Source organism: Poritiphilus flavus (genome assembly GCF_009901585.1).
Taxonomy (GTDB): Bacteria; Bacteroidota; Bacteroidia; order Flavobacteriales; family Flavobacteriaceae; genus Poritiphilus; species Poritiphilus flavus.
On record NZ_WXYO01000002.1, the window covers coordinates 376,284 to 394,944 of the forward strand.

The window sequence follows — 18,661 nt, forward strand, 5'->3', positions numbered from 1 at the left end:
TTGAATTTATAAGCTATCGCAGTGAAATCTTTCTTTTTTGTTCTGTCTGGGAGTTTGGGTCTTTCCTCCCGACTCCTTTTCCTTGAGCATTAGGTTGATGAGCTTGTTTCGCTCTTTTTTGATACTTTCCCGTAATTGACTGTCCTTCTCGAGGTCAAAATAAACGGCGCCCTCTATCAGGGTTTTTTCCGCTTTGGCGTAAACAGACATCGGATGCTTGTTCCATAATACAAGATCCGCGTCTTTGCCTATTTCAATACTGCCCACGCGATCATCAATGTGCAGCAACTTAGCCGGGTTGATGGTAACGGTTTTCCAAGCTTCTTCCTGGCTCATTCCGCCGTATTTAATAGTCTTGGCCGCCTCCTGATTCAGTCTCCTGGACATTTCGGCGTCATCGCTGTTAATTGCTACGGTCACACCCTGCTGTGCCATTATGGCCGCATTGTAGGGTATGGCGTCGTTTACCTCAAATTTATAGGCCCACCAGTCGCTAAAGGTAGATCCCCCAACACCGTGTTCCGCCATTTTATCCGCCACCTTATAGCCTTCCAGGATATGGGTAAAGGTGTTTACCGTGAAATCGAATTTTTCCGCCACCTTCATCAACATATTTATTTCGCTTTGAACATAAGAGTGGCAGCTTATAAAGCGTTCACCTTTCAGGATCTCACTGATCGCTTCCAGTTCTTCGTCAGCTCTGTAAGGTTTTCCGCTGTTTTTAAGGGCCTCATATTCTTTAGCGCGCTGGAAATAGTTGATAAAAACCTGTTCTACCCCCATTCGTGTCTGTGGAAAACGGGCAAAACTCTGCCAGTTACTCTGCTTAACGTTTTCACCCAGAGCGAATTTGATGAATTTTGGTGAATTGGGAAAGATCATATCATCCGCGCTCTCACTCCATTTCAGCCGCAAGATCGCGGACTGTCCTCCAATTGGATTGGCTGATCCGTGAAGCAATTGGATCGTCGTAACCCCTCCGGCCAGATTGCGGTAAATGTCCATGTCTTCATGGTCTACAACATCTGTCATTTTAACTTCCGCCGAGGAGTTATGACCTGCTTCATTAATCGCCAGACCTGCAATATGACTGTGCTCATCGATGATACCCGCGGTCAGGTGCTTTCCAGTGGCATCAATGACCTTTGCTCTGGAGGAATTTAGATCCTTGCCTATCTTCGATATCTTTCCGTCTCTTACCAGCACATCCGTATTTTCCATAATTCCCGCATCCGCTCCGGTCCAGACCGTGGCGTTCCGGAAAAGCAGGGTCTCCGACCTGGGTTTGCTGGTATAACCGTACCCGACATTGGGAAAGGTAACCGGAACTACTTCAGGTTTTTGGTCCTTTTCCGCGCTTTCGGACTTTTTATCTGCCAAAGCGCCGGTTTTGATCGCTTTAAAGGTGGATCCGTTCCCATTGGGAAGGATCAACCTTCCGGAAAGATTTTCAGTAGACTCATAGGTTCTGCCACTCATTCTGTAGCGTTTCTCTCCTTTATCTGTTTCAAAGGAGAGTTCAAGCCAATCATTCTTGTAAGCTATCTTGGATTTGAGTTTGTTGGTATCTTGTTTGACTTCTGATTTTAATTTCCCCGGTTCTCCGCTAATGGAAAGGGAATAGGTCATTCCGCCGGCTATCAGGTCATACTCTCCCCGAATGTCCTTCTGATCTTTATCACTGATCACATTTATCTGACCCTGCACCCAGTTTTCATATAAGGTGGTCTTGCGGTCAAATATATCCCCGGAGGTAATGAGAAAATTCGCGTAACTGCCAGGCTTTAAAGTGCCAATTTTATCGGATTTTCCCAGTATACTGGCGGGTGTGGTGGTCAGTGCCGCCAAAGCTTTTTCCTTAGGAAGGCCGTACTTCACTGCCTTGATCAGGCTCGCTTTGAATTTAGAAGGGGTTTTTAACTGATGAAGCGTAAAAGAGAAATCAATCCCCTTGTCTGCAAGGACTTTAGGATTGGCAGGTGCCTGGTTCCAATGCCTCATATCTGCAAGTGAGACATAATTCGCCTCGTACGGATCGGAAACATCGTAGGCGTCCGGAAAGTTAAGGGGTAGAATCAAAACAGCATTGGTATTTTTGATCGCGTCTGCAGCTTCGTACTCATCTCCTCCTCCCAAAATGGCGTATTGAATTCCCTGGGCATCCCCAATTTTATCAGCGCGAAGCACATTGCCTTTATCTCCTGCCGCAAAGATCTGAGGGAGGCTACGATTAGAGATCAGGGCCTCCAGGGAGCGGTCCTTGGTATCGGAATTTCCTTTGTCATACCAATCCGCATCTGAATACATTTGCCGTAGTAAGGCCATGGCCCCCATTAGTGAAGTAGGATAGGACTGCCTTTTCGCTATGCTCTTTTTGAAGGAAAAAAATTGGGCCGAGCGATCGTCCAGAATGCGGTCGGCATCATCTCCCGTAGCATTTAAAGCTACCAGCACGCCGGTGCCCCGGGCAATTCCATCCCTTATATGAGAATTCACCACTCCAAATCCGACTTTTCGCAGTTCCTCTGCTTTTTTATCGTCGTACTTGAATTTCGCGATAGCGTTATTCTCCGGAGTGATATGGTCATTCCAATAAAATCCCTCCCGGGTCGGGTTATATTGGGTTGATCTTCCCTGTGATTTAGCTTTCTTCGGCTGTGCTACTCCAAAATCAGAAAATACATCAATGAACGAGGGGTATATGGATTTGCCGTTTAAGTCGATCATAACGGTATTCTCGGGAATAGCCACTGAGGTTCCGGCCTGCACCACCTTTCCATGCTGTATCAGGAGTGTACCATTAGCAATCACCTGGCTTGGTGTTACATTTATCCTGGCATTTGTAAAGGCTGTGTAATTGTTGTTTTTGGCTTTAACTCCATCGTTGTCCGGAAAGTAGTCTTGAGCAAGCAGTGAAGCACCACACCATAGGAAGGTGAGGAGAACAAGTCTCATTTTCATCTGTAGTGAATTAGTTAATTAGTCGTTTTAAAAATAAGCGAAGTCTCAGGATTTATCGGCCTATTTTGTTTTTTTAACACTATAAGGGATGGTCTTGGTGATAGGTTACCAGCAGGGTCACCACCCTACTGTAGCTCTTAAGACCATCTTCCTGATTGTTTGCCTTTAAATACGTATTAAAAATGCTCTTGAAAACCGGTTCCAGAGGGTTTTCAAAAGCCTTCCAAAACTCATTCATGGCCTGGAACTCCAATTGTATGCCTTTGTTCACCTTGCCGTAGAGCTCTTCAAATTGTTTCTTGTCCTTCCTACGGATATCAGAAAGACAATAGCCCAGGGCATAAGTAAGGGCCGTGTATTGGAAATAAACATCATCATTATTTAAAGTCACCAGGTATCCTATAAAGTTGGTCTCGTTCTCAGCCGCATACCCTATCTGATGCCCAATTTCGTGCCCTGCAACCACGGGAAACCTGAAATTCGGAAGACGGCCGTTTACCTGGGCTTCATTGGTGAAGGGATTCAGATATCCACCATAACCCATATAACTCAGCATGGTACTGAACAATGAGGTCTTGGCACAGGGAGAATCGTAGGCTAGCGTAGGCCATTGTTCCTGAAGTGCATCAAATCCAGCTATGGTTTTTTTAAAGATCTCTTTTTGAGAATAGGGGATATCAATCTTTCTGGTGCTATCTGAATTGATCTTCACATGGATCTGGTTAGAAGCCTGAATGAGGGTTTCAGTGAAGTCCACGAGTTGTTTAAAATCGTGCTTTTCAGTTAATTCAAGGGATTTGGACAATGGAAGCCGGTAATAATTAAAACCCCAGTTGATATGAAAAGTCAGGTAGACGATGGAGAGCACCATAAAAACATCCCGAACAAAGACTTTGGGCTTTTTACCTATTTGACGCCAGTTTCTATAGAGGTATCGAATGGCCAGAATTATAAGCAGGGCATAGATCAGATCGCCCACTGAAAAAGGGATCCATCCCAATAAGGTCCGAAATAGTCTGGAGACCAGAGGATAAAATCCCTGACTGTAATACTTTTCTATGAATTCCGGAAAGCTCGCGAGAATCTTTACCAGCACGATTTGGGGAATAAGGGAAAGCGCTATGCCGTTCTTGAGCTTATCATTCATGCCTTCAAAAATAGTTATTATCTGGTTCCATAAGAGATCAATCTGTATTTTTGGGGCATATGATTTAAACTATGAGTGAAGCCATCAGACAATTGGAGCCTTCCGCCGTTTGGAATCGATTTGCAGACCTGAATGCTGTGCCAAGGCCCTCAAAAAAAGAGGGAAAAGTAATTCAGTTTATGCTGGATTTTGGAGAGAAACTGGGTTTGGACACCTTTAAGGACAAGGTAGGAAATGTCATTATCAGAAAGCCTGCAACCCTTGGGATGGAAGATAGGAAGACCGTCACCATACAGTCTCATCTGGATATGGTCCATCAAAAGAATTCAGGAACCAATTTCGATTTTGAAAAAGAAGGGATCCGAATGCTCATTAGTGAAGATTGGGTAATAGCCGAAGGAACTACGCTTGGTGCGGATAACGGCCTTGGGGTTGCCGCCATCATGGCAATTCTTGAAAGTGATAGCATACCTCACCCACCTGTAGAAGCGCTCTTTACTATAGATGAGGAGACCGGGATGACCGGAGCCATGGGCCTGGAAGCCGGAGTATTGCAGGGACAAATCCTTTTAAACCTCGATACGGAAGAAGATGATGAGATTGACATAGGCTGTGCGGGAGGATTGGATGTAACTGCAAATGGTGTTTATAAAAAGCACGCGGTAATGGATAATGCTAGAGCATACAATATTTCTGTTAAAGGTCTTAACGGAGGGCATAGTGGGATGGATATACACCGAGGCCTTGGAAATGCAAATAAGATCATGAACAGAATACTGTTTGAGGCTACTACTTCATTTGGGATCCAATTGGCTGAAATTGATGGCGGAGGTCTGCGAAACGCTATTCCCAGAGAGAGTTTTGCCACTCTGGTAGTGAGTTCGGATAAAGAACAGGACTTCAAAATTGCTATGGAGCAGTGGATAAATACCCTGAAGGTTGAATTTGCCGAGGTAGACCCGGCCCTGGAAATTACTATTACTCCCACCGAGCTTCCGGGTAAGGTTATGGACCCTGAAGACCAGCAAAGGATACTAAGGGCTATTTATGCCGCCTGGAATGGTGTTTACACTATGAGTACATCCATAGCAGGCCTTGTGGAAAGCTCAAACAACATCGCCAGAGTGCTGGTTGGGGATGGAAAGATCACTATATCCTGCCTTACCAGGTCTTCCGTGGAATCGTCCAAGGCAGACCTTGCCAATACGCTTAAGGCTGTTTTTGAACTTGCGGGTTATGCGGTAAAGTTCAGTGGAAGCTATCCCGGTTGGCGCCCAAATCCGGATTCTGAAATATTGAAGGTGCTTAGCAGTCAATACAAAACCTTGTTTCAGGAGGAACCCCGGGTTGTTGCCTGCCATGCCGGTCTGGAATGTGGCATACTGGGGCAGCACTACCCGGAAATGGATATGATCAGTATAGGGCCCACCATAGAAGGAGCTCATTCGCCTGATGAACGATTAAGTATACCCTCAGTTCAAAAATTCTGGAAATTCCTGAAAGCAGTGTTGGAAAACACCCCTAAAAACCAGGACTAAACTTTACTGTTCAAGATCTTTTATCTCCCCTGCCATGATGCCAGGGTTGAACGGTATGGATCTGTACGCTAGCGATTAGTGCTATTCCTGACCGCTATTGGCGATACCAACAACCTCAAGATCGAAGACCAGGTCTGCATTAGGAGGAATTGGTCCGCCTCCCTGGGCGCCATATCCAAGATGCGGCGGGATGAACAAACGGATCTTATCGCCCACTTTCATCGTCAATAAACCTTCTTTGAACCCAGCTATCAATCTGGAATCCGGACTGTAATCCATTGGAGAAGGAGAGAAATCACCACGATGCATATCGTTGATCTCGGCAAACTTTCCGAACTTCTCGGCAATTTCTTTCTGGCTGGTATCAAACAAAGTACCGTCTGCTAACCAACCGGCATAGTGCACCAGCACCTTCTGCCCAACTTTGGGTTGATCTCCCTGGCCCTTCTGCATGCTGTGGATCTTAAGTCCTGAAGGTAGGGTAGTGGCCGCTTCCTTCTGACCGGAAAGTTCGGTGGCGAAATCAGCCTGCATTTTTTTCATTTCTGCTACGCGGGCTTCTTCTTCGGCAAAGTAATCGGACATCACTTTAGGGGCATCAAAGGCCTTGGCTTCCTTGCCGTTGCGTATGATCTCCACTTTATTCATGACCACATCGCTTATCGGACGGTCCCTTTCGTTGGTCGGAACCGTTGCAATGGAATCTACAATTTCCAGGCCCTTAACCACCTCTCCAAAAACCGCATGGCAACTAACCCGTGGGTTACCACATGGCTTTAAGAAACCGTTCTCATCGTATCCGTCTAAGAAGGGAGTGGCTTTATGCGTAATAAAGAATTGGCTGCCATTGGTAGCAACACCTGAATTGGCCATAGAAAGAATACCCTTTTTGGAATGCCTTAGGGAATCGCTCAATTCATCTTTAAAACGATATCCGGGGTTTCCACTACCTGTAGCGGTAGGATCGCCTCCCTGTATCATGAAATCTTTGATCACCCTGTGGAAAACCACCCCATCGTAATACCTTTTTTCCTTGTACTGTTCACTCACAAAAGGATTGGTTCCTTCGGCCAGGGAAACAAAATTCGCTACGGTTACGGGAGCCTGCACATGCTCTAGTTTCACAATAATATCTCCCATATCTGTCTGAATATCAGCGAAAAGGCCATCTCCTAAGTCTGTATACTTACTTGATTTACAACCTGCTAGGATGAGAAAAAGGGCAAGTGTTGCAAAAGCGATTTTCTTCATGGTCTGTCTTTTAATTTACTGTTTTATCTTTTTTCTGTTGTTTTTCTATTTTCAAAATGCTTATGGTCGTTTTCAGGGGGACATTGATTCCGATCCTCTTGTCGTCTCCATGGTATCCGTATCCCAGTGAAGAAGGGACAAGAAATGTAGCGACCTCATTTTCTTTAAGTAGTTTTACCGCGTTGCGCAACCCCGGAAACAGTTCCTGTTTGTCCACTTTGTAAGTGATCACCCCAATTTCGTCAGCTTTATAGATCGTATCATTCTGTAGATTACGAATATCGTAGCTAAGGGTCACCAGGTCATCCGGCTCCGGCAAAATACCTTCGCCTTCCACCTTATTATCGTAGTAGTACCAGGAGCCGCTGGCTGAGGAAATGTATTGATGCAGGCTGTCCCTTGTAATAATTTCCCGGATCAACTGCTCTTCCTCCGCAAGTAACTTCTTATTTCGTTCAACGGATTCCTTGTAAAAACTGCCGCTTTGTACTTTTATGGGTTTTCGGGGTTCCGGCCCGGCACAGGAGAGAAGGAAAGCGAAAAGGATGAAATAGCTCAGGGTCTTCATGCGTTTAGATTAAGTTCGTAACCCTTTAATAACGATTCGAAATACGCAATAGTGCCTTTCATGTCGTCTTCGCTACGCCCACCGGCCGCATTGGTATGCCCTCCGCCGTTAAAATGGGATCTCGCAAACTCATTTACAGAGAAGTCACCCACTGAGCGGAAAGAGATCTTAATAATGCCTTCTTCCCGGTTTTCTATAAAGATGGCAGCAAAGTGAATTCCTTCAAGGGTAAGACCGTAGTTCACGAATCCTTCAGTATCTCCTTTTTTGAAATTATGCTCATCTAACTCATGCTGCTCCAGGGTGATGTAAGCCGTCCGGAACTTTTCCAGTATGACCATATTTTTTAATGCACGACCAAGTAACCTCAGGCGGTCCGGACTGTTATTGTCGTATATCCTGCGATGTATCTCTGTATTTTGAGCTCCACAATCTATGAGTTTGGCGACAACCTGATGGGTGCGACTGGTGGTAGAAGCGTATTTGAAGGAGCCCGTATCCGTCATGATACCGGTATAGAGACAGTTGGCTATATCTTCTGATATCTGATCTGCAGCACCAAGGACCTCCAGAAAATTAAAAACCATCTCGCAGGTAGAACTCATATTGGTATCCGAATAGGTCACTCTGGCGTATTCCTGCGGTTCCTGATGGTGGTCTATCATGACGAAATCCGTAGTAGCAGATTCCAAATGCGATTTCATTTGACCGGTACGATCAAAATGATTGAAGTCTAGTGTAAAGATGATTTCTGCCTTTTTTAGATGTCGGACGGCTTTTTTTTCGTCTTTCTCAAAGATAATAACGGATTCGTTACCCGGTAACCACTTCAAAAATTTTGGATAATCATTCGGCGCAATAACCCTGGCGTGGTGACCTGAATTTACAAGGAAGTGATACAGTCCAAGACAGGAACCCATGGCATCGCCATCCGGGTTTTTGTGGGGTATGATCACTATTTCTTTGGGTTCGGTAAGAAGTGTCTTTACGACCTTAACATCCTCTAAATTCATGCGCTCAAAGATACAATTTAATAACATAGTCTTATATCATAAAAGTCTATTTTTATGATTTGAAAATCCACATTATTATGTTTCGATTGGCCGCCATTCCACTGTTGTTATTGCTTATTAGCGCCTGTACCTCCAATAAAAAACCGGCTGAGGAAACGGAGGTTCAGTGGGATGTCACCATAGCTTTCGGCTCCTGTAACAAGCACGATCTGGAAAATCAATTGTGGGACGATGTCCTAAAAGCCAAACCGGACCTATGGATATGGGGAGGAGACAATATATACGCCGATACTTCGGATATGGAGGTCATGAGGAATATGTACGCCAAACAGGACAAAGTTCGCGGGTATAGAAAGCTAAAGCGTGAAGTCCCGGTAATCGGTACCTGGGATGATCACGATTACGGTCTGAACGACGCCGGCCTAGAATTCGATAAAAAGGCAGAGAGCCAACAGGCCTTTCTGGATTTTTTAGCCGTTCCGCAGAACAGCCCCAGGCGTTCAAGGCAAGGGGTCTATGCCGCGCATCAGATCGGTACAAGGCTGGGAATGGTTAAAATACTGGTTTTGGATACACGCTATTTTCGCAGCTCGCTAACCGATGCGACCGAAGAGGGAAAACGGTTTCAGCCCGGGCCATATGGCGAAGGCACTTTGCTGGGGGAGCAACAGTGGAGTTGGTTGGAAGCCGAATTGCAGAGTTCTGAGGCAGACTTTAACCTCTTGGTCAGTAGTATACAGTTCCTATCAGATCAGCACGGATTTGAGTGCTGGGGTAATTTTCCACATGAAACAGAGCGCTTAAAGCAGCTATTGCTTAAAACAGGGGCAGCTAATACTGTGATCGTCTCCGGAGACCGGCATATTTCAGAATTCTCCAAAACCAAGTTGGATGGATTACCCTATCCCTTGATCGATTTTACCAGCAGTGGACTTACACACCCCTATTCGGATTTCGATGGGGAGGCCAATCCTTACCGCATCGGAAATGTAATATCCGAGAAGAGTTTTGGCTTGTTGCGTTTCAACTTTTCCAAGAATGAAGTCCGGATGCAGATGGTTGGGGACGAGGGTGTAATTTACCAGGAAATACGACAGACGTATTAATCTTGCTGGTTGTGGGAAGAAAGTGTATTTTTGCCCAAAATTTTTAAGAATGACAGGAAACAGAACCTTTACGATGATTAAACCGGATGCGGTAGAGAACGGCCATATTGGAGCTATTCTCGAAAAAATAACAGCTGCCGGATTCAAGATCGTAGCCATGAAATATACCCAGATGAGCCGAAGAGATGCCCGGGAGTTTTATGCCATCCACAAAGAGCGTCCGTTCTTTGGAGAACTGGTAGAATTCATGACCAGGGGCCCCATCGTATCAGCAATACTTGAAAAAGACAACGCGGTGGAGGATTTCCGTGCCCTCATAGGGGCTACCAATCCAGTTGAGGCGGCCGAGGGAACTATCAGAAAGCTCTACGCGAAAGATATAGGAGAGAATGCCATTCACGGTTCAGACAGCGATGAGAACGCTGCAATTGAAGGTGCTTTTCACTTTTCCGGAAGGGAAGTTTACTAAGAAACCTATTAAAGATATGAAGGAGAGCTACCATCAGGTAGCTCTTTTTATTTACCGCAGTATTATTTTCCGGATCAGCTCTTTGCCCAATTCATCATTGAGCATTTTAATGATCTTGGATTTACCGAGACTCAGCTCTTCCCTCAGCACGGAAGAAGAGAGGGAGACATAGAGCGTACTTCCCTGGAGTTCCACTCCGGTGGTGTAATTGGCAACACCATTTCCCATAAGGTTCTCCCAGGCCAACCTGGCATCTACCTTATCCATTCCCTGTTGTAACTTATTCTCCGAGATGAATTCACTCAAGGCTTCACCCAGGGAAAGATTGTTTTTTCTTCGCTTTAGCATCACTCTAACGAAATGGGTTCGTACCTCTTATAATAGTAGGTAATATTTTCTTCATTTACAACAGAAAAACGATCCCGAGATACATCCTTTAACAATTCCTGCCATTGACTCAGTTCGTTTTGATAATTCATGTAGAATTCGCTCTCCATCTGGCTGATCTTAAAAAGTTCAGCATCGTCGGTCACCTGGAATGTGCCATCTATTTTTGGATAGGCCTTTTTTCTAAATCCTTCAAACCCTTCGATTTTTATATAATCCAGTGTGGTGTTGCTTCCATAATTCTTTTCAGCGCCGTCCGGGAACTCCACCCTGTCTATCTCCCAATACCCGTTTAAATGCACGAGATCTTCCTGTTTAAGTGGAGACCTGCAGCTTATCAGCAATATGGAAATACATAACCAAAAGAGTGAAAGTCTCATAAATTGAACAGTTCAAAGGTTTGGTGTATGGATTTAACGATACGCTCGGTTCGGTCCGGGTGTGTGTCACTGATAAATATCTGCCCGAATTTGGAATCGTCTACCAGTTGGATGATGTGGGCTACCCTGTTTTCATCCAGTTTATCAAAAATGTCATCCAGAAGCAGTATTGGGGTGGTTTTGACCTGATTTCTCAGGAAGTGAAACTGCCCGAATTTTAAGGCGATCAAGAAGGATTTCTGCTGACCCTGACTGCCAAATTTTTTAATCGGATAGCCGGTGATCTCAAAATTAAGGTCGTCCTTGTGAACGCCTACGCTGGTATATTGCAATTGCCTGTCCTTATCCAGATTTTGTTCCAGCAGGGTGCTCAGATCGTTTTTTGAAAGATGACTCTGATATTTTAATCCCACAAGTTCCTGTCCCCCGGTTATTCGATTGTATTGCTCCTGGAAAATGGGGATGAATGCTTCAATAAAACCCTGGCGTTCCTGGTGTATGTAGCTGCCGTATTCCTGCAACTGATCGTTATAAACACTGAGGGTTGTGGGATCAAAAGTCTGGTTAGCCGCGAAGTACTTAAGCAGAGAGTTTCTTTGAGAAAGTACCTTGTTGTAATTTAAGAGTGCCTGCAGGTAGGACTTATTCGACTGAGATATTACCCCGTCCATGAATTTTCTCCTGGTATCACTGCCCTCCAGTATCAGATCGCGGTCTGATGGTGATATGATTACAAGCGGTATCAGCCCAATATGGTCCATTATACGTTCGTAGGCCTTCCCATTTCGATTGACCACTTTTTTAGATCCCCGCTTGAAACTGCAGACGATCTTTTCTTCCTTGCCCTCTTTATCGAAGGTTCCGTCGATGAGGAAAAAATCTTCACCATGTCGGACATTCTGCGAGGTAACCGGGTTGAAATAGCTCTTGCCAAAAGCGAGGTGATAAATGGCATCGAGTACATTGGTTTTGCCTTTTCCGTTGTCTCCCACAAGACAGTTGATCTTTGAATCGAACTCAAAGTTTCGGGAATCAAAATTCTTGTAATTGACAAGTGCCAAATTCTTAAGAAACATGCTTGCAGAATTAGTTGAAGGCTAGAAGAGGTGCAAAATATCGAAAATTAACGAATAAATACCCTTTTCATTTTAGATAAAAACTTTATTTTTGCGCGATCAATTTAAATAAGATGGCAACATATAAAAAGAGGGGCTACAAACCAAAAAACAAAGCTGAGGAACGCGATCTAGATGCGCAGAAAAGTACCACGGCTGAGGTTTTTAGTACCTTGGATGAGAGTGCTTCGCGCTCAGAGCAGTGGGTCGCCAAAAATCAGAATTACATTCTTGGAGTAATCGGGGTTATTGCGGTTGCGGTTTTAGGATATCTCGCCTATAACCAGTTTATTCAGGCCCCCAAAGAGGCCAATGCCGCCAATGAAATGTTCTATCCTCAACAGTATTTTGACCGTGCCCTGAACAATCCTGCAGAAAGGGATTCCCTATTCAATCTGGCACTGAACGGGGCAGAAGGGAAATATGGTTTTCTGGATATTATCGATGAATATAAGGGAACAAAAGCTGCCAACCTGGCCAGTTATTCTGCTGGGATGGCCTATCTGAATATGCAGCAATACCAGGAAGCTATCAGTCATTTGGAGAATTACAACTCTGATGATGCCATACTTGGCGCACTCGCCAAGGGAGGTATCGGCGATGCTTTTATGCAGCTCGGACAACCGGCGGATGCACTGGGGTATTATGAAAATGCGATTTCCCATGACACCAATGAGTACACCACTCCTAAATACCTTTACAAAGCTGGGGTAACCGCGATGGAACTGGATCAGAAAGATAAGGCGCTTACTTATTTTCAGCGAATCAAGGATGAATTTTCATCCTCCCAGGAAGCCAACACCATAGATGCTTTTATTGGTATGGCCAAAAGTGGAACCTAAATGGCTACTTCAAATAAAAATTTATCGGTTTACGATAAGACCACGATCCCAAACGCGAATCAATTTCGGTTTGGGATTGTTGTTTCTGAGTGGAATGTTGAGATCACTGAAAGTCTCGCAAAAGCCGCTCATGACACCCTTATAGATTGTGGGGCGCTTCCGGAAAGTATTATCCGATGGGATGTTCCCGGAAGTTTTGAGCTGACATTCGGGTGTAAGAAGATGATAGTTCAGGAGGAAGTGGACGCCGTAATTGCCGTAGGAAGTGTTATTCGCGGAGAAACTTCTCACTTTGACTTCGTTTGCAGTGCTTCCGCTCAGGGTATCAAAGATCTGAACGTACAGATGGATACCCCTGTTATTTTTTGTGTATTAACTGACGATACCCTGGAACAGGCCAGAGCCCGTAGCGGAGGCAAACATGGCAATAAGGGTACGGAAGCTGCTATTGCCGCTATTAAAATGGCTTCGCTGGGGAAGGAGTAATTACAAGTATACGTCCAAGATTAAGATCAAGTTTAAGTTCAAGACCAAGTTCAATGGATTGGTGTTGAATTGTAAATGTTGGATTGTTAGACAGTTGGATGGTTAGACAGTTGGATGGTTAGACAGTTGGATGGTTAGATGTTTGGAGAGTTAGATGGTTGGAGAGTCAGATGGTAGAGGGTTAGGTGGTTGGACGATTGGATGGTTAGACTATTAGACTGTTGGCTGTTAAGACGAATTCCTGAATTATTTCCCAATTACGTTAAAGGGCCAATATCGTATATCTAATATCGTACATCATATATTGGTCTTATGCTTTGCGCTAATCGCCAATCGCCGACTATCAACGGACAACCATCAACTAATAAAAATGCGGCAATTTGAAAATTTGAAAATGGGGGAATTTAGAAGGTTGGATGGTTAGACTATTGGACTGTTGGCTGTTAAGACGAATTCCTGAATTATTTCCCAATTACGTTAAAGGGCCAATATCGTACATCTAACATCGTACATCTAATATCGTACATCATATATCGATCTTACGCTTTGCGCTATATGCTGAGCACAGACTATCAACGGTCAACTATCAACTGACGAACCTTACTGTTAACATTTTTTGGCAAGTATACTTCGGCACTTTTTTTGATTTTAAGTACCTTTGAAGGTATACCACCATGGGAAGATTCACAAAATTACGTAAGAACAAAAAATTCAAATATTCGCCCCGTTATTATGACGATAAGGGAGAGGGCAATCCTTATAAAATAGGGCATAAATTGGATAAATACAGGACTACGGTCGGCTCTCAAGGTGGGATTAAAGGCAGGTTCAATAATGCCATGGCCGATATGAGAGTAAAAGGAGACCCCTATCTGAAGTTGCGTATGATCATTATCATCGCCATACTCATCCTGATATTTCTCTACATAATAGATTTTGACATATCCATATTCTTTAGTCGCTAATGGCGGATATTATTCAACTTTTGCCAGATCATGTGGCCAACCAAATTGCTGCAGGAGAGGTCGTTCAACGGCCTGCTTCCGTAGTTAAGGAACTTTTGGAGAATGCCATAGACGCCAATGCGGGCTGTATCAAATTAATCGTCAAGGACGGGGGGAAAACCCTGATCCAGGTGGTAGACGACGGCATTGGGATGAGCACTACAGATGCCCGTCTGAGTTTTGAGCGCCACGCGACTTCTAAGATCAGGAATGCAGAAGACCTTTTTAGTCTAAACACCAAGGGATTCAGGGGAGAAGCACTGGCATCCATCGCGGCCATTGCCCATGTAGAAATGCAAACGCGGCCTCATGAAGAAGAATTGGGAACGGCCCTAAAGATAGCCGGAAGCAAAGTATTGTCTCAGGAAGTATGTAGTAGTCCGGAAGGAACCTCGATAGCTGTAAAAAACCTTTTTTTTAATATTCCGGCGAGACGGAATTTCCTGAAGTCAGACCAGGTGGAGCTTCGTCATATCACCGATGAATTTCACCGGGTGGCATTGGCTCATCCAGGGGTTCAACTCCATTTTTACCATAATGGTAATGAATTGTTCAACCTGCCGAAAGTCAAACAGAGACGTCGGATTGTCAATATATTTGGGGTGCGTATGGACGAAAAGCTGGTTCCGGTTGAGGAGGAGACCCAGGTCGCCAGGATCGGCGGTTACATCTGCAAACCACAATTCGCAAAGAAGAGCAGGGGAGAGCAATTCTTCTTTGTCAACAATCGATTTATTAAAAGCCCCTACCTGCATCATGCGGTGGTCGCTGCTTTTGAAGGGCTGATAAAACCGGATACCTTTCCGGGATATTTCCTGTTTCTTGAAGTGGATCCATCCTCTATTGATATCAACATCCATCCGACAAAAACCGAGATCAAATTCAATGATGAACATAGCCTGTACGCCATTTTACGGGCAACCGTAAAGCACAGCCTGGGCCAATTCAGCGTATCTCCTGTCCTCGATTTTGAAAGAGATCAGAATCTTGATACCCCTTATGCCTTCAAGGACAAACAGGCAAGTCAACCCCGGGTAAGCGTAGATGCCGGATTTAATCCCTTTAAAACTGACAGCAGTTCTTTCCAATCAGCAGCATTCAGAGAAAAGAAAAGTGCTAAGGGTTGGGAGAATATGTATGTTGGGTTGGAGTCCGGACAAAAGGAACAGGCTTTTAGCAGTGTTCAATTTGAATCTGACCCTTCTTCCACAGCACTTTTTGAAGCCGATACTGATCTGAGCGAATCCGCTGTTACCACATTGCAGATCAGGAGAAAATATATCCTGACCACCATTAAATCGGGCTTGCTAATCATTGATCAGGGACGTGCGCATCAGAGGGTGTTATACGAGAGATTCCTTAGAAGTATAACGGTGAAAGAGACAGTAAGCCAACAATTGCTATTTCCCTTAGTCCTTTCGTTCTCAAAACCAGAAATAAGCGTTATCAACGAGATCAGAGAGCCACTTTCTCAGCTCGGCTTTATTTTTGATACGGTAGAGGGTGAGGACGTTCGTATCAGCGGAGTACCACCAATGGTGCCTGAAAGTGAGATAGGGATCGTCCTGGATCAGCTTATTTCGGACTGGCAGGATGGGATAAACGAAAGCGGTTTTTCGCAATCTGATATCCTCTGTAAAACCCTTGCCAAAACCCTGGCGGTGAAAACGGGAGAACTTTTAGACAATAACTCCCAGTTAGCCCTGGTAAATGACCTCTTTGGTTGTAAGGAATCAAAGGTCAGTCCGTTTAACAAACCGATATTCGTTACCATCCCTGAAAGCGATATCGATAAAAAATTTATTTAAATGGGTAGACTTACCGATGCTATTAAGCACCTTCTGATCATTAACATACTCTTTTTCGTAGCTACAAGTATTTATGGGGATCAGATGTATCAATGGTTTTCGCTTTGGTTCCCCAAAAACGAAAACTTCGCTTTTTGGCAGATCGTATCGCATATGTTTATGCATGGCGGCTTTATGCATATTCTCTTTAATATGTACGCTTTATGGGCATTTGGTACGCCTTTGGAAAGGATGTGGGGTCGTAATAAGTTTCTCTTCTTCTATTTTTCAGCAGGATTGGGTGCCGCGCTGATACATACAGGGGTGAATTATTACTATTTTAACCAGGGACTTGAGGCATTGGTAAACGCAGGCATGGGTGAATCTCAGCTCATAGAGATCATAGCTGCCGGGAAATACAGCCCGGACTGGTATAATATAGCTCCAAGGAGTGTTATCGACAATTTCCTCAGTGCTTATAGTACTCCTGCCGTAGGTGCTTCCGGGGCTATTTATGGCATTTTAGTGGCCTTTGGAATGTCTTATCCGAACAGTGAACTTTTCCTTATCTTTCTACCAGTGCCCATAAAGGCAAAATTCTTTATACCTGTACTGATAGGCCTGGATCTTTTTTCAGGAGTTACAGGATATTCTATTTTTGGAAGTGGAATAGCCCATTTTGCCCATATTGGTGGGGCCTTGTTCGGCTTTATTATGATGTGGTACTGGAAAAAAAATCAGTTTAACAAGAATCGTTGGGACCTTTAAATGACCTCAGGAAATTTAAAATATCAATTTGCGCGTTTAAGTATCGCTGAAAAGCTGATCGTAATTAACCTTGTGGTGTTCATACTCGATGGGATCATTCCCTTTTTGTTGGATTTGCCCAAGAATAGCCTGTCACAATGGTTTGAACTGCCCAAGGACCTTTTCGCTTTTATTTCTCAACCCTGGTCCATAGTTACCTACTCATTTTTTCATGCGGGGTTTTGGCATTTGTTCTGGAATATGTTTATGCTCTATTTTTCTGCCCGCATCTTCCTGAACCTGTTTGGCCCCAGAAAGTTGATCAACGTTTACTTTTTGGGGGTGATCTTTGGGGGATTACTGTTCTTGCTGAGCTACAATGTATTTCCGGCCTTTTTAGGGCGCAATTCAGCCCTGGTGGGGGCCTCTGCGGGAGTTACGGCGGTTCTGATCTTTATCTGTGCCTATATTCCCAACCAGGAGGTACGGGTCTTTTTCTTTAATGTAAAGCTTTGGTATATCGGCGCCTTTTTTATTCTGGTCGATCTTATTCAGATCCCAGGCGGACAGAACGCAGGCGGCCACCTCGCCCATCTCGGGGGAGCCGTCTTAGGTTATGTGTACGCCCGTCAATTGTTGCAGGGAAGAGATATTGGTGCGGGCTTCTCGAAATTGCTTGACGGTTTTGCAGACCTTTTCAAGAAAAAGGAAAAAAAGGCTCCGTTAAAAACAGTCTATCGCAAAAAAGCAGGTACCAAAGGATCGCCAGTGGATTACGATAAAGAAAGTCGTCAGCGAAAGATTGATGCTATTCTGGATAAGATCAGCAAATCCGGCTACGAAAGCCTGTCAAAGGCGGAAAAGGACTTTCTTTTCAAGGCGGGCAAAGAAGACTAAGAGTCCGCGTCCTACCAACCTAAATCCAGGAGATAACAATCAAAGGCATCTGCAAGCAGGTGCAGTAACAAGGCGAACCCGATCAGACGGGATTTACGGAATAGAAGCAGCAGCATATAAAAGGCCATCGCCCAATAGGTATGGAGAGGGTGGAAACCAATACTGCAACGGGTGGCATCGTAAATTGGAGAAGCCAGCAGGTGATCCAGATCTATCAGAATTCCGGCCAGAAGAATGCCGATTACCCGCCATCTACCTTCTTTGAAAAAAAGGAATCCTATCGCAAAAGGCAGCCCGAAATGTATTCCGTAGTGTATTAAAAACCTAAGCATTGTTAAGATCAATTGTCAGGTTCTCAAGATAATCCAGGCTTGAGGTGCCCTCATTAAAGAGCAGGTCCAGGATACTCAGGTTTTTCACAAAACCGTGTCTGTCTGAAAACACTTGAATATATTCCTGCTGCTCGAAGGCGATCTCTTTTTTGGCATTGACCAAAAAGCGTCCATCCTGAACATCATCCGGCTCTGCCACGTAGCCTACAGATTTTTCAAAGGGCATGTCCATTCCTATACATTCGCAGATGGTTTCTATGGTCTTAAGGTTGAAATCTAACAGATAGGTATACTCCTGATGGTATAAGGGTGCCAGATCATCTTCGTAGAATTCAAAAAAAGGAGACGTTCTATATGCCGTTTGAAGGGTTCGCCAGTGTTGTCTTTGCCAACTGTAGGCATTTTCCAGGCGCACATCTTTGGTGAGTTGCCTTCCCTGTTCCCCACCTACATGTTTGATCGGGATGGAAAGCAGATGCCTACCCTGATCCGTGGCAATATAACATCGGTTCCTGTAGGTCTGTTTCTGGTAATTATCCCATACCTCCCAGATAAGCTTTTGCTTTAAGATCACTCCAAAAGTAAAAACACTTGGAAAGTAAACCGGATGTAGAAGTACTTGCAATGGTCG

19 protein-coding genes are annotated in these 18,661 nt (G+C 44.5%); 9 read left to right on the forward strand and 10 right to left on the reverse strand.

Features of this window, described 5'->3' with window-relative positions; genetic code table 11:
• Positions 1 to 6 precede the first annotated feature (6 nt).
• Complete coding sequence (locus GTQ38_RS05170; protein ID WP_161434413.1) at positions 7 to 2,961, reverse strand: amidohydrolase family protein; 2,955 nt, start codon at positions 2,959 to 2,961, stop codon at positions 7 to 9.
• A 79-nt stretch (positions 2,962 to 3,040) separates the two neighbouring features.
• Entirely contained in the window at positions 3,041 to 4,108 is a 1,068-nt protein-coding gene (locus GTQ38_RS05175) for a DUF3810 domain-containing protein (RefSeq protein ID WP_161434414.1), read from the reverse strand.
• A gap of 71 nt (positions 4,109 to 4,179) precedes the next feature.
• Between GTQ38_RS05175 and GTQ38_RS05180 the strand changes: the two genes are divergently transcribed.
• Positions 4,180 to 5,646 (forward strand): aminoacyl-histidine dipeptidase, encoded by a 1,467-nt coding sequence (locus tag GTQ38_RS05180; RefSeq protein ID WP_161434415.1) that lies wholly within the window; start codon positions 4,180 to 4,182, stop codon positions 5,644 to 5,646.
• Positions 5,647 to 5,727: 81 nt separating this feature from the next.
• On the opposite strand, the gene GTQ38_RS05185 is transcribed toward GTQ38_RS05180, so the two are convergent.
• From GTQ38_RS05185 to GTQ38_RS05195, 3 genes are read right to left on the reverse strand one after another with little or no spacing between them, the layout of a single operon-like run.
• Positions 5,728 to 6,897, reverse strand: coding sequence for a peptidylprolyl isomerase (locus GTQ38_RS05185; protein ID WP_161434416.1), 1,170 nt, complete (start codon positions 6,895 to 6,897; stop codon positions 5,728 to 5,730).
• Between the two features lie 10 nt (positions 6,898 to 6,907).
• On the reverse strand, positions 6,908 to 7,465 hold the full coding sequence (gene gldI, locus GTQ38_RS05190; protein ID WP_161434417.1) for a gliding motility-associated peptidyl-prolyl isomerase GldI: 558 nt from the start codon (positions 7,463 to 7,465) through the stop codon (positions 6,908 to 6,910).
• Positions 7,462 to 8,478 carry a DHH family phosphoesterase gene (locus tag GTQ38_RS05195; protein ID WP_161434418.1) on the reverse strand — a complete coding sequence of 339 codons (1,017 nt, stop codon included), beginning with the start codon at positions 8,476 to 8,478 and terminating at the stop codon, positions 7,462 to 7,464. The genes gldI and GTQ38_RS05195 overlap by 4 nt, the downstream gene beginning before the upstream one ends.
• A gap of 77 nt (positions 8,479 to 8,555) precedes the next feature.
• Here GTQ38_RS05195 and GTQ38_RS05200 point away from each other — a divergent pair, with 77 nt between their 5' ends.
• A complete protein-coding gene (locus GTQ38_RS05200) occupies positions 8,556 to 9,584 on the forward strand; it encodes an alkaline phosphatase D family protein (protein WP_161434419.1) in 1,029 nt (342 codons plus the stop codon).
• A gap of 49 nt (positions 9,585 to 9,633) precedes the next feature.
• Entirely contained in the window at positions 9,634 to 10,053 is a 420-nt protein-coding gene (locus GTQ38_RS05205; RefSeq protein WP_161434420.1) for a nucleoside-diphosphate kinase, read from the forward strand.
• A 51-nt stretch (positions 10,054 to 10,104) separates the two neighbouring features.
• Here GTQ38_RS05205 and GTQ38_RS05210 read toward each other — a convergent pair whose 3' ends face one another.
• The 3 genes from GTQ38_RS05210 to recF are packed head-to-tail and all read right to left on the reverse strand — an operon-like array spanning position 10,105 to position 11,896.
• Positions 10,105 to 10,401: a DUF721 domain-containing protein gene (locus tag GTQ38_RS05210; RefSeq protein ID WP_161434421.1), complete on the reverse strand. Its 297-nt coding sequence runs from the start codon at positions 10,399 to 10,401 to the stop codon at positions 10,105 to 10,107.
• On the reverse strand, positions 10,401 to 10,820 hold the full coding sequence (locus tag GTQ38_RS05215; protein ID WP_161434422.1) for a hypothetical protein: 420 nt from the start codon (positions 10,818 to 10,820) through the stop codon (positions 10,401 to 10,403). Before GTQ38_RS05215 ends, GTQ38_RS05210 begins: the two co-directional genes overlap by 1 nt.
• Positions 10,817 to 11,896 (reverse strand): DNA replication/repair protein RecF, encoded by a 1,080-nt coding sequence (gene recF, locus GTQ38_RS05220; protein ID WP_161434423.1) that lies wholly within the window; start codon positions 11,894 to 11,896, stop codon positions 10,817 to 10,819. The genes GTQ38_RS05215 and recF overlap by 4 nt, the downstream gene beginning before the upstream one ends.
• Before the next feature lie 113 nt (positions 11,897 to 12,009).
• Here recF and GTQ38_RS05225 point away from each other — a divergent pair, with 113 nt between their 5' ends.
• From GTQ38_RS05225 to GTQ38_RS05250, 6 genes are all read left to right on the forward strand, one after another.
• Complete coding sequence (locus GTQ38_RS05225) at positions 12,010 to 12,777, forward strand: tetratricopeptide repeat protein (protein WP_161434424.1); 768 nt, start codon at positions 12,010 to 12,012, stop codon at positions 12,775 to 12,777.
• Positions 12,778 to 13,263: a 6,7-dimethyl-8-ribityllumazine synthase gene (gene ribH / locus GTQ38_RS05230; RefSeq protein ID WP_161434425.1), complete on the forward strand. Its 486-nt coding sequence runs from the start codon at positions 12,778 to 12,780 to the stop codon at positions 13,261 to 13,263.
• Between the two features lie 674 nt (positions 13,264 to 13,937).
• Positions 13,938 to 14,228 (forward strand): riboflavin synthase subunit beta, encoded by a 291-nt coding sequence (locus GTQ38_RS05235; protein ID WP_161434426.1) that lies wholly within the window; start codon positions 13,938 to 13,940, stop codon positions 14,226 to 14,228.
• Positions 14,228 to 16,075, forward strand: coding sequence for a DNA mismatch repair endonuclease MutL (gene mutL / locus GTQ38_RS05240; protein ID WP_161434427.1), 1,848 nt, complete (start codon positions 14,228 to 14,230; stop codon positions 16,073 to 16,075). The genes GTQ38_RS05235 and mutL overlap by 1 nt, the downstream gene beginning before the upstream one ends.
• A complete protein-coding gene (locus tag GTQ38_RS05245) occupies positions 16,076 to 16,822 on the forward strand; it encodes a rhomboid family intramembrane serine protease (RefSeq protein ID WP_161434428.1) in 747 nt (248 codons plus the stop codon).
• Positions 16,823 to 17,698 (forward strand): rhomboid family intramembrane serine protease, encoded by an 876-nt coding sequence (locus tag GTQ38_RS05250; RefSeq protein ID WP_161434429.1) that lies wholly within the window; start codon positions 16,823 to 16,825, stop codon positions 17,696 to 17,698.
• 11 nt (positions 17,699 to 17,709) lie between these two features.
• Here the strand turns inward: GTQ38_RS05250 and GTQ38_RS05255 are convergent, their stop codons facing one another.
• Together GTQ38_RS05255 and GTQ38_RS05260 are read right to left on the reverse strand one after the other, a co-directional pair.
• A complete protein-coding gene (locus GTQ38_RS05255) occupies positions 17,710 to 18,030 on the reverse strand; it encodes a DUF6122 family protein (protein WP_161434430.1) in 321 nt (106 codons plus the stop codon).
• Entirely contained in the window at positions 18,023 to 18,655 is a 633-nt protein-coding gene (locus GTQ38_RS05260; RefSeq protein WP_161434431.1) for a WbqC family protein, read from the reverse strand. Before GTQ38_RS05260 ends, GTQ38_RS05255 begins: the two co-directional genes overlap by 8 nt.
• Positions 18,656 to 18,661: the final 6 nt, after the last annotated feature.

What these genes read in the sequence shown, in the direction of transcription:
- GTQ38_RS05250 (WP_161434429.1), top strand. Translation starts at nt 16,823, where the DNA reads ATGACCTCAGGAAATTTAAAATATCAATTTGCGCGTTTAAGTATCGCT.
- GTQ38_RS05195 (WP_161434418.1), bottom strand. Translation starts at nt 8,478, where the DNA reads ATGAATTTAGAGGATGTTAAGGTCGTAAAGACACTTCTTACCGAACCC.
- GTQ38_RS05210 (WP_161434421.1), bottom strand. Translation starts at nt 10,401, where the DNA reads ATGCTAAAGCGAAGAAAAAACAATCTTTCCCTGGGTGAAGCCTTGAGT.
- GTQ38_RS05225 (WP_161434424.1), top strand. Translation starts at nt 12,010, where the DNA reads ATGGCAACATATAAAAAGAGGGGCTACAAACCAAAAAACAAAGCTGAG.
- GTQ38_RS05245 (WP_161434428.1), top strand. Translation starts at nt 16,076, where the DNA reads ATGGGTAGACTTACCGATGCTATTAAGCACCTTCTGATCATTAACATA.
- ribH (WP_161434425.1), top strand. Translation starts at nt 12,778, where the DNA reads ATGGCTACTTCAAATAAAAATTTATCGGTTTACGATAAGACCACGATC.
- GTQ38_RS05170 (WP_161434413.1), bottom strand. Translation starts at nt 2,961, where the DNA reads ATGAAAATGAGACTTGTTCTCCTCACCTTCCTATGGTGTGGTGCTTCA.
- GTQ38_RS05200 (WP_161434419.1), top strand. Translation starts at nt 8,556, where the DNA reads ATGTTTCGATTGGCCGCCATTCCACTGTTGTTATTGCTTATTAGCGCC.
- GTQ38_RS05185 (WP_161434416.1), bottom strand. Translation starts at nt 6,897, where the DNA reads ATGAAGAAAATCGCTTTTGCAACACTTGCCCTTTTTCTCATCCTAGCA.
- gldI (WP_161434417.1), bottom strand. Translation starts at nt 7,465, where the DNA reads ATGAAGACCCTGAGCTATTTCATCCTTTTCGCTTTCCTTCTCTCCTGT.
- GTQ38_RS05175 (WP_161434414.1), bottom strand. Translation starts at nt 4,108, where the DNA reads ATGAATGATAAGCTCAAGAACGGCATAGCGCTTTCCCTTATTCCCCAA.
- GTQ38_RS05255 (WP_161434430.1), bottom strand. Translation starts at nt 18,030, where the DNA reads ATGCTTAGGTTTTTAATACACTACGGAATACATTTCGGGCTGCCTTTT.
- GTQ38_RS05205 (WP_161434420.1), top strand. Translation starts at nt 9,634, where the DNA reads ATGACAGGAAACAGAACCTTTACGATGATTAAACCGGATGCGGTAGAG.
- mutL (WP_161434427.1), top strand. Translation starts at nt 14,228, where the DNA reads ATGGCGGATATTATTCAACTTTTGCCAGATCATGTGGCCAACCAAATT.
- GTQ38_RS05180 (WP_161434415.1), top strand. Translation starts at nt 4,180, where the DNA reads ATGAGTGAAGCCATCAGACAATTGGAGCCTTCCGCCGTTTGGAATCGA.
- recF (WP_161434423.1), bottom strand. Translation starts at nt 11,896, where the DNA reads ATGTTTCTTAAGAATTTGGCACTTGTCAATTACAAGAATTTTGATTCC.
- GTQ38_RS05235 (WP_161434426.1), top strand. Translation starts at nt 13,938, where the DNA reads ATGGGAAGATTCACAAAATTACGTAAGAACAAAAAATTCAAATATTCG.
- GTQ38_RS05215 (WP_161434422.1), bottom strand. Translation starts at nt 10,820, where the DNA reads ATGAGACTTTCACTCTTTTGGTTATGTATTTCCATATTGCTGATAAGC.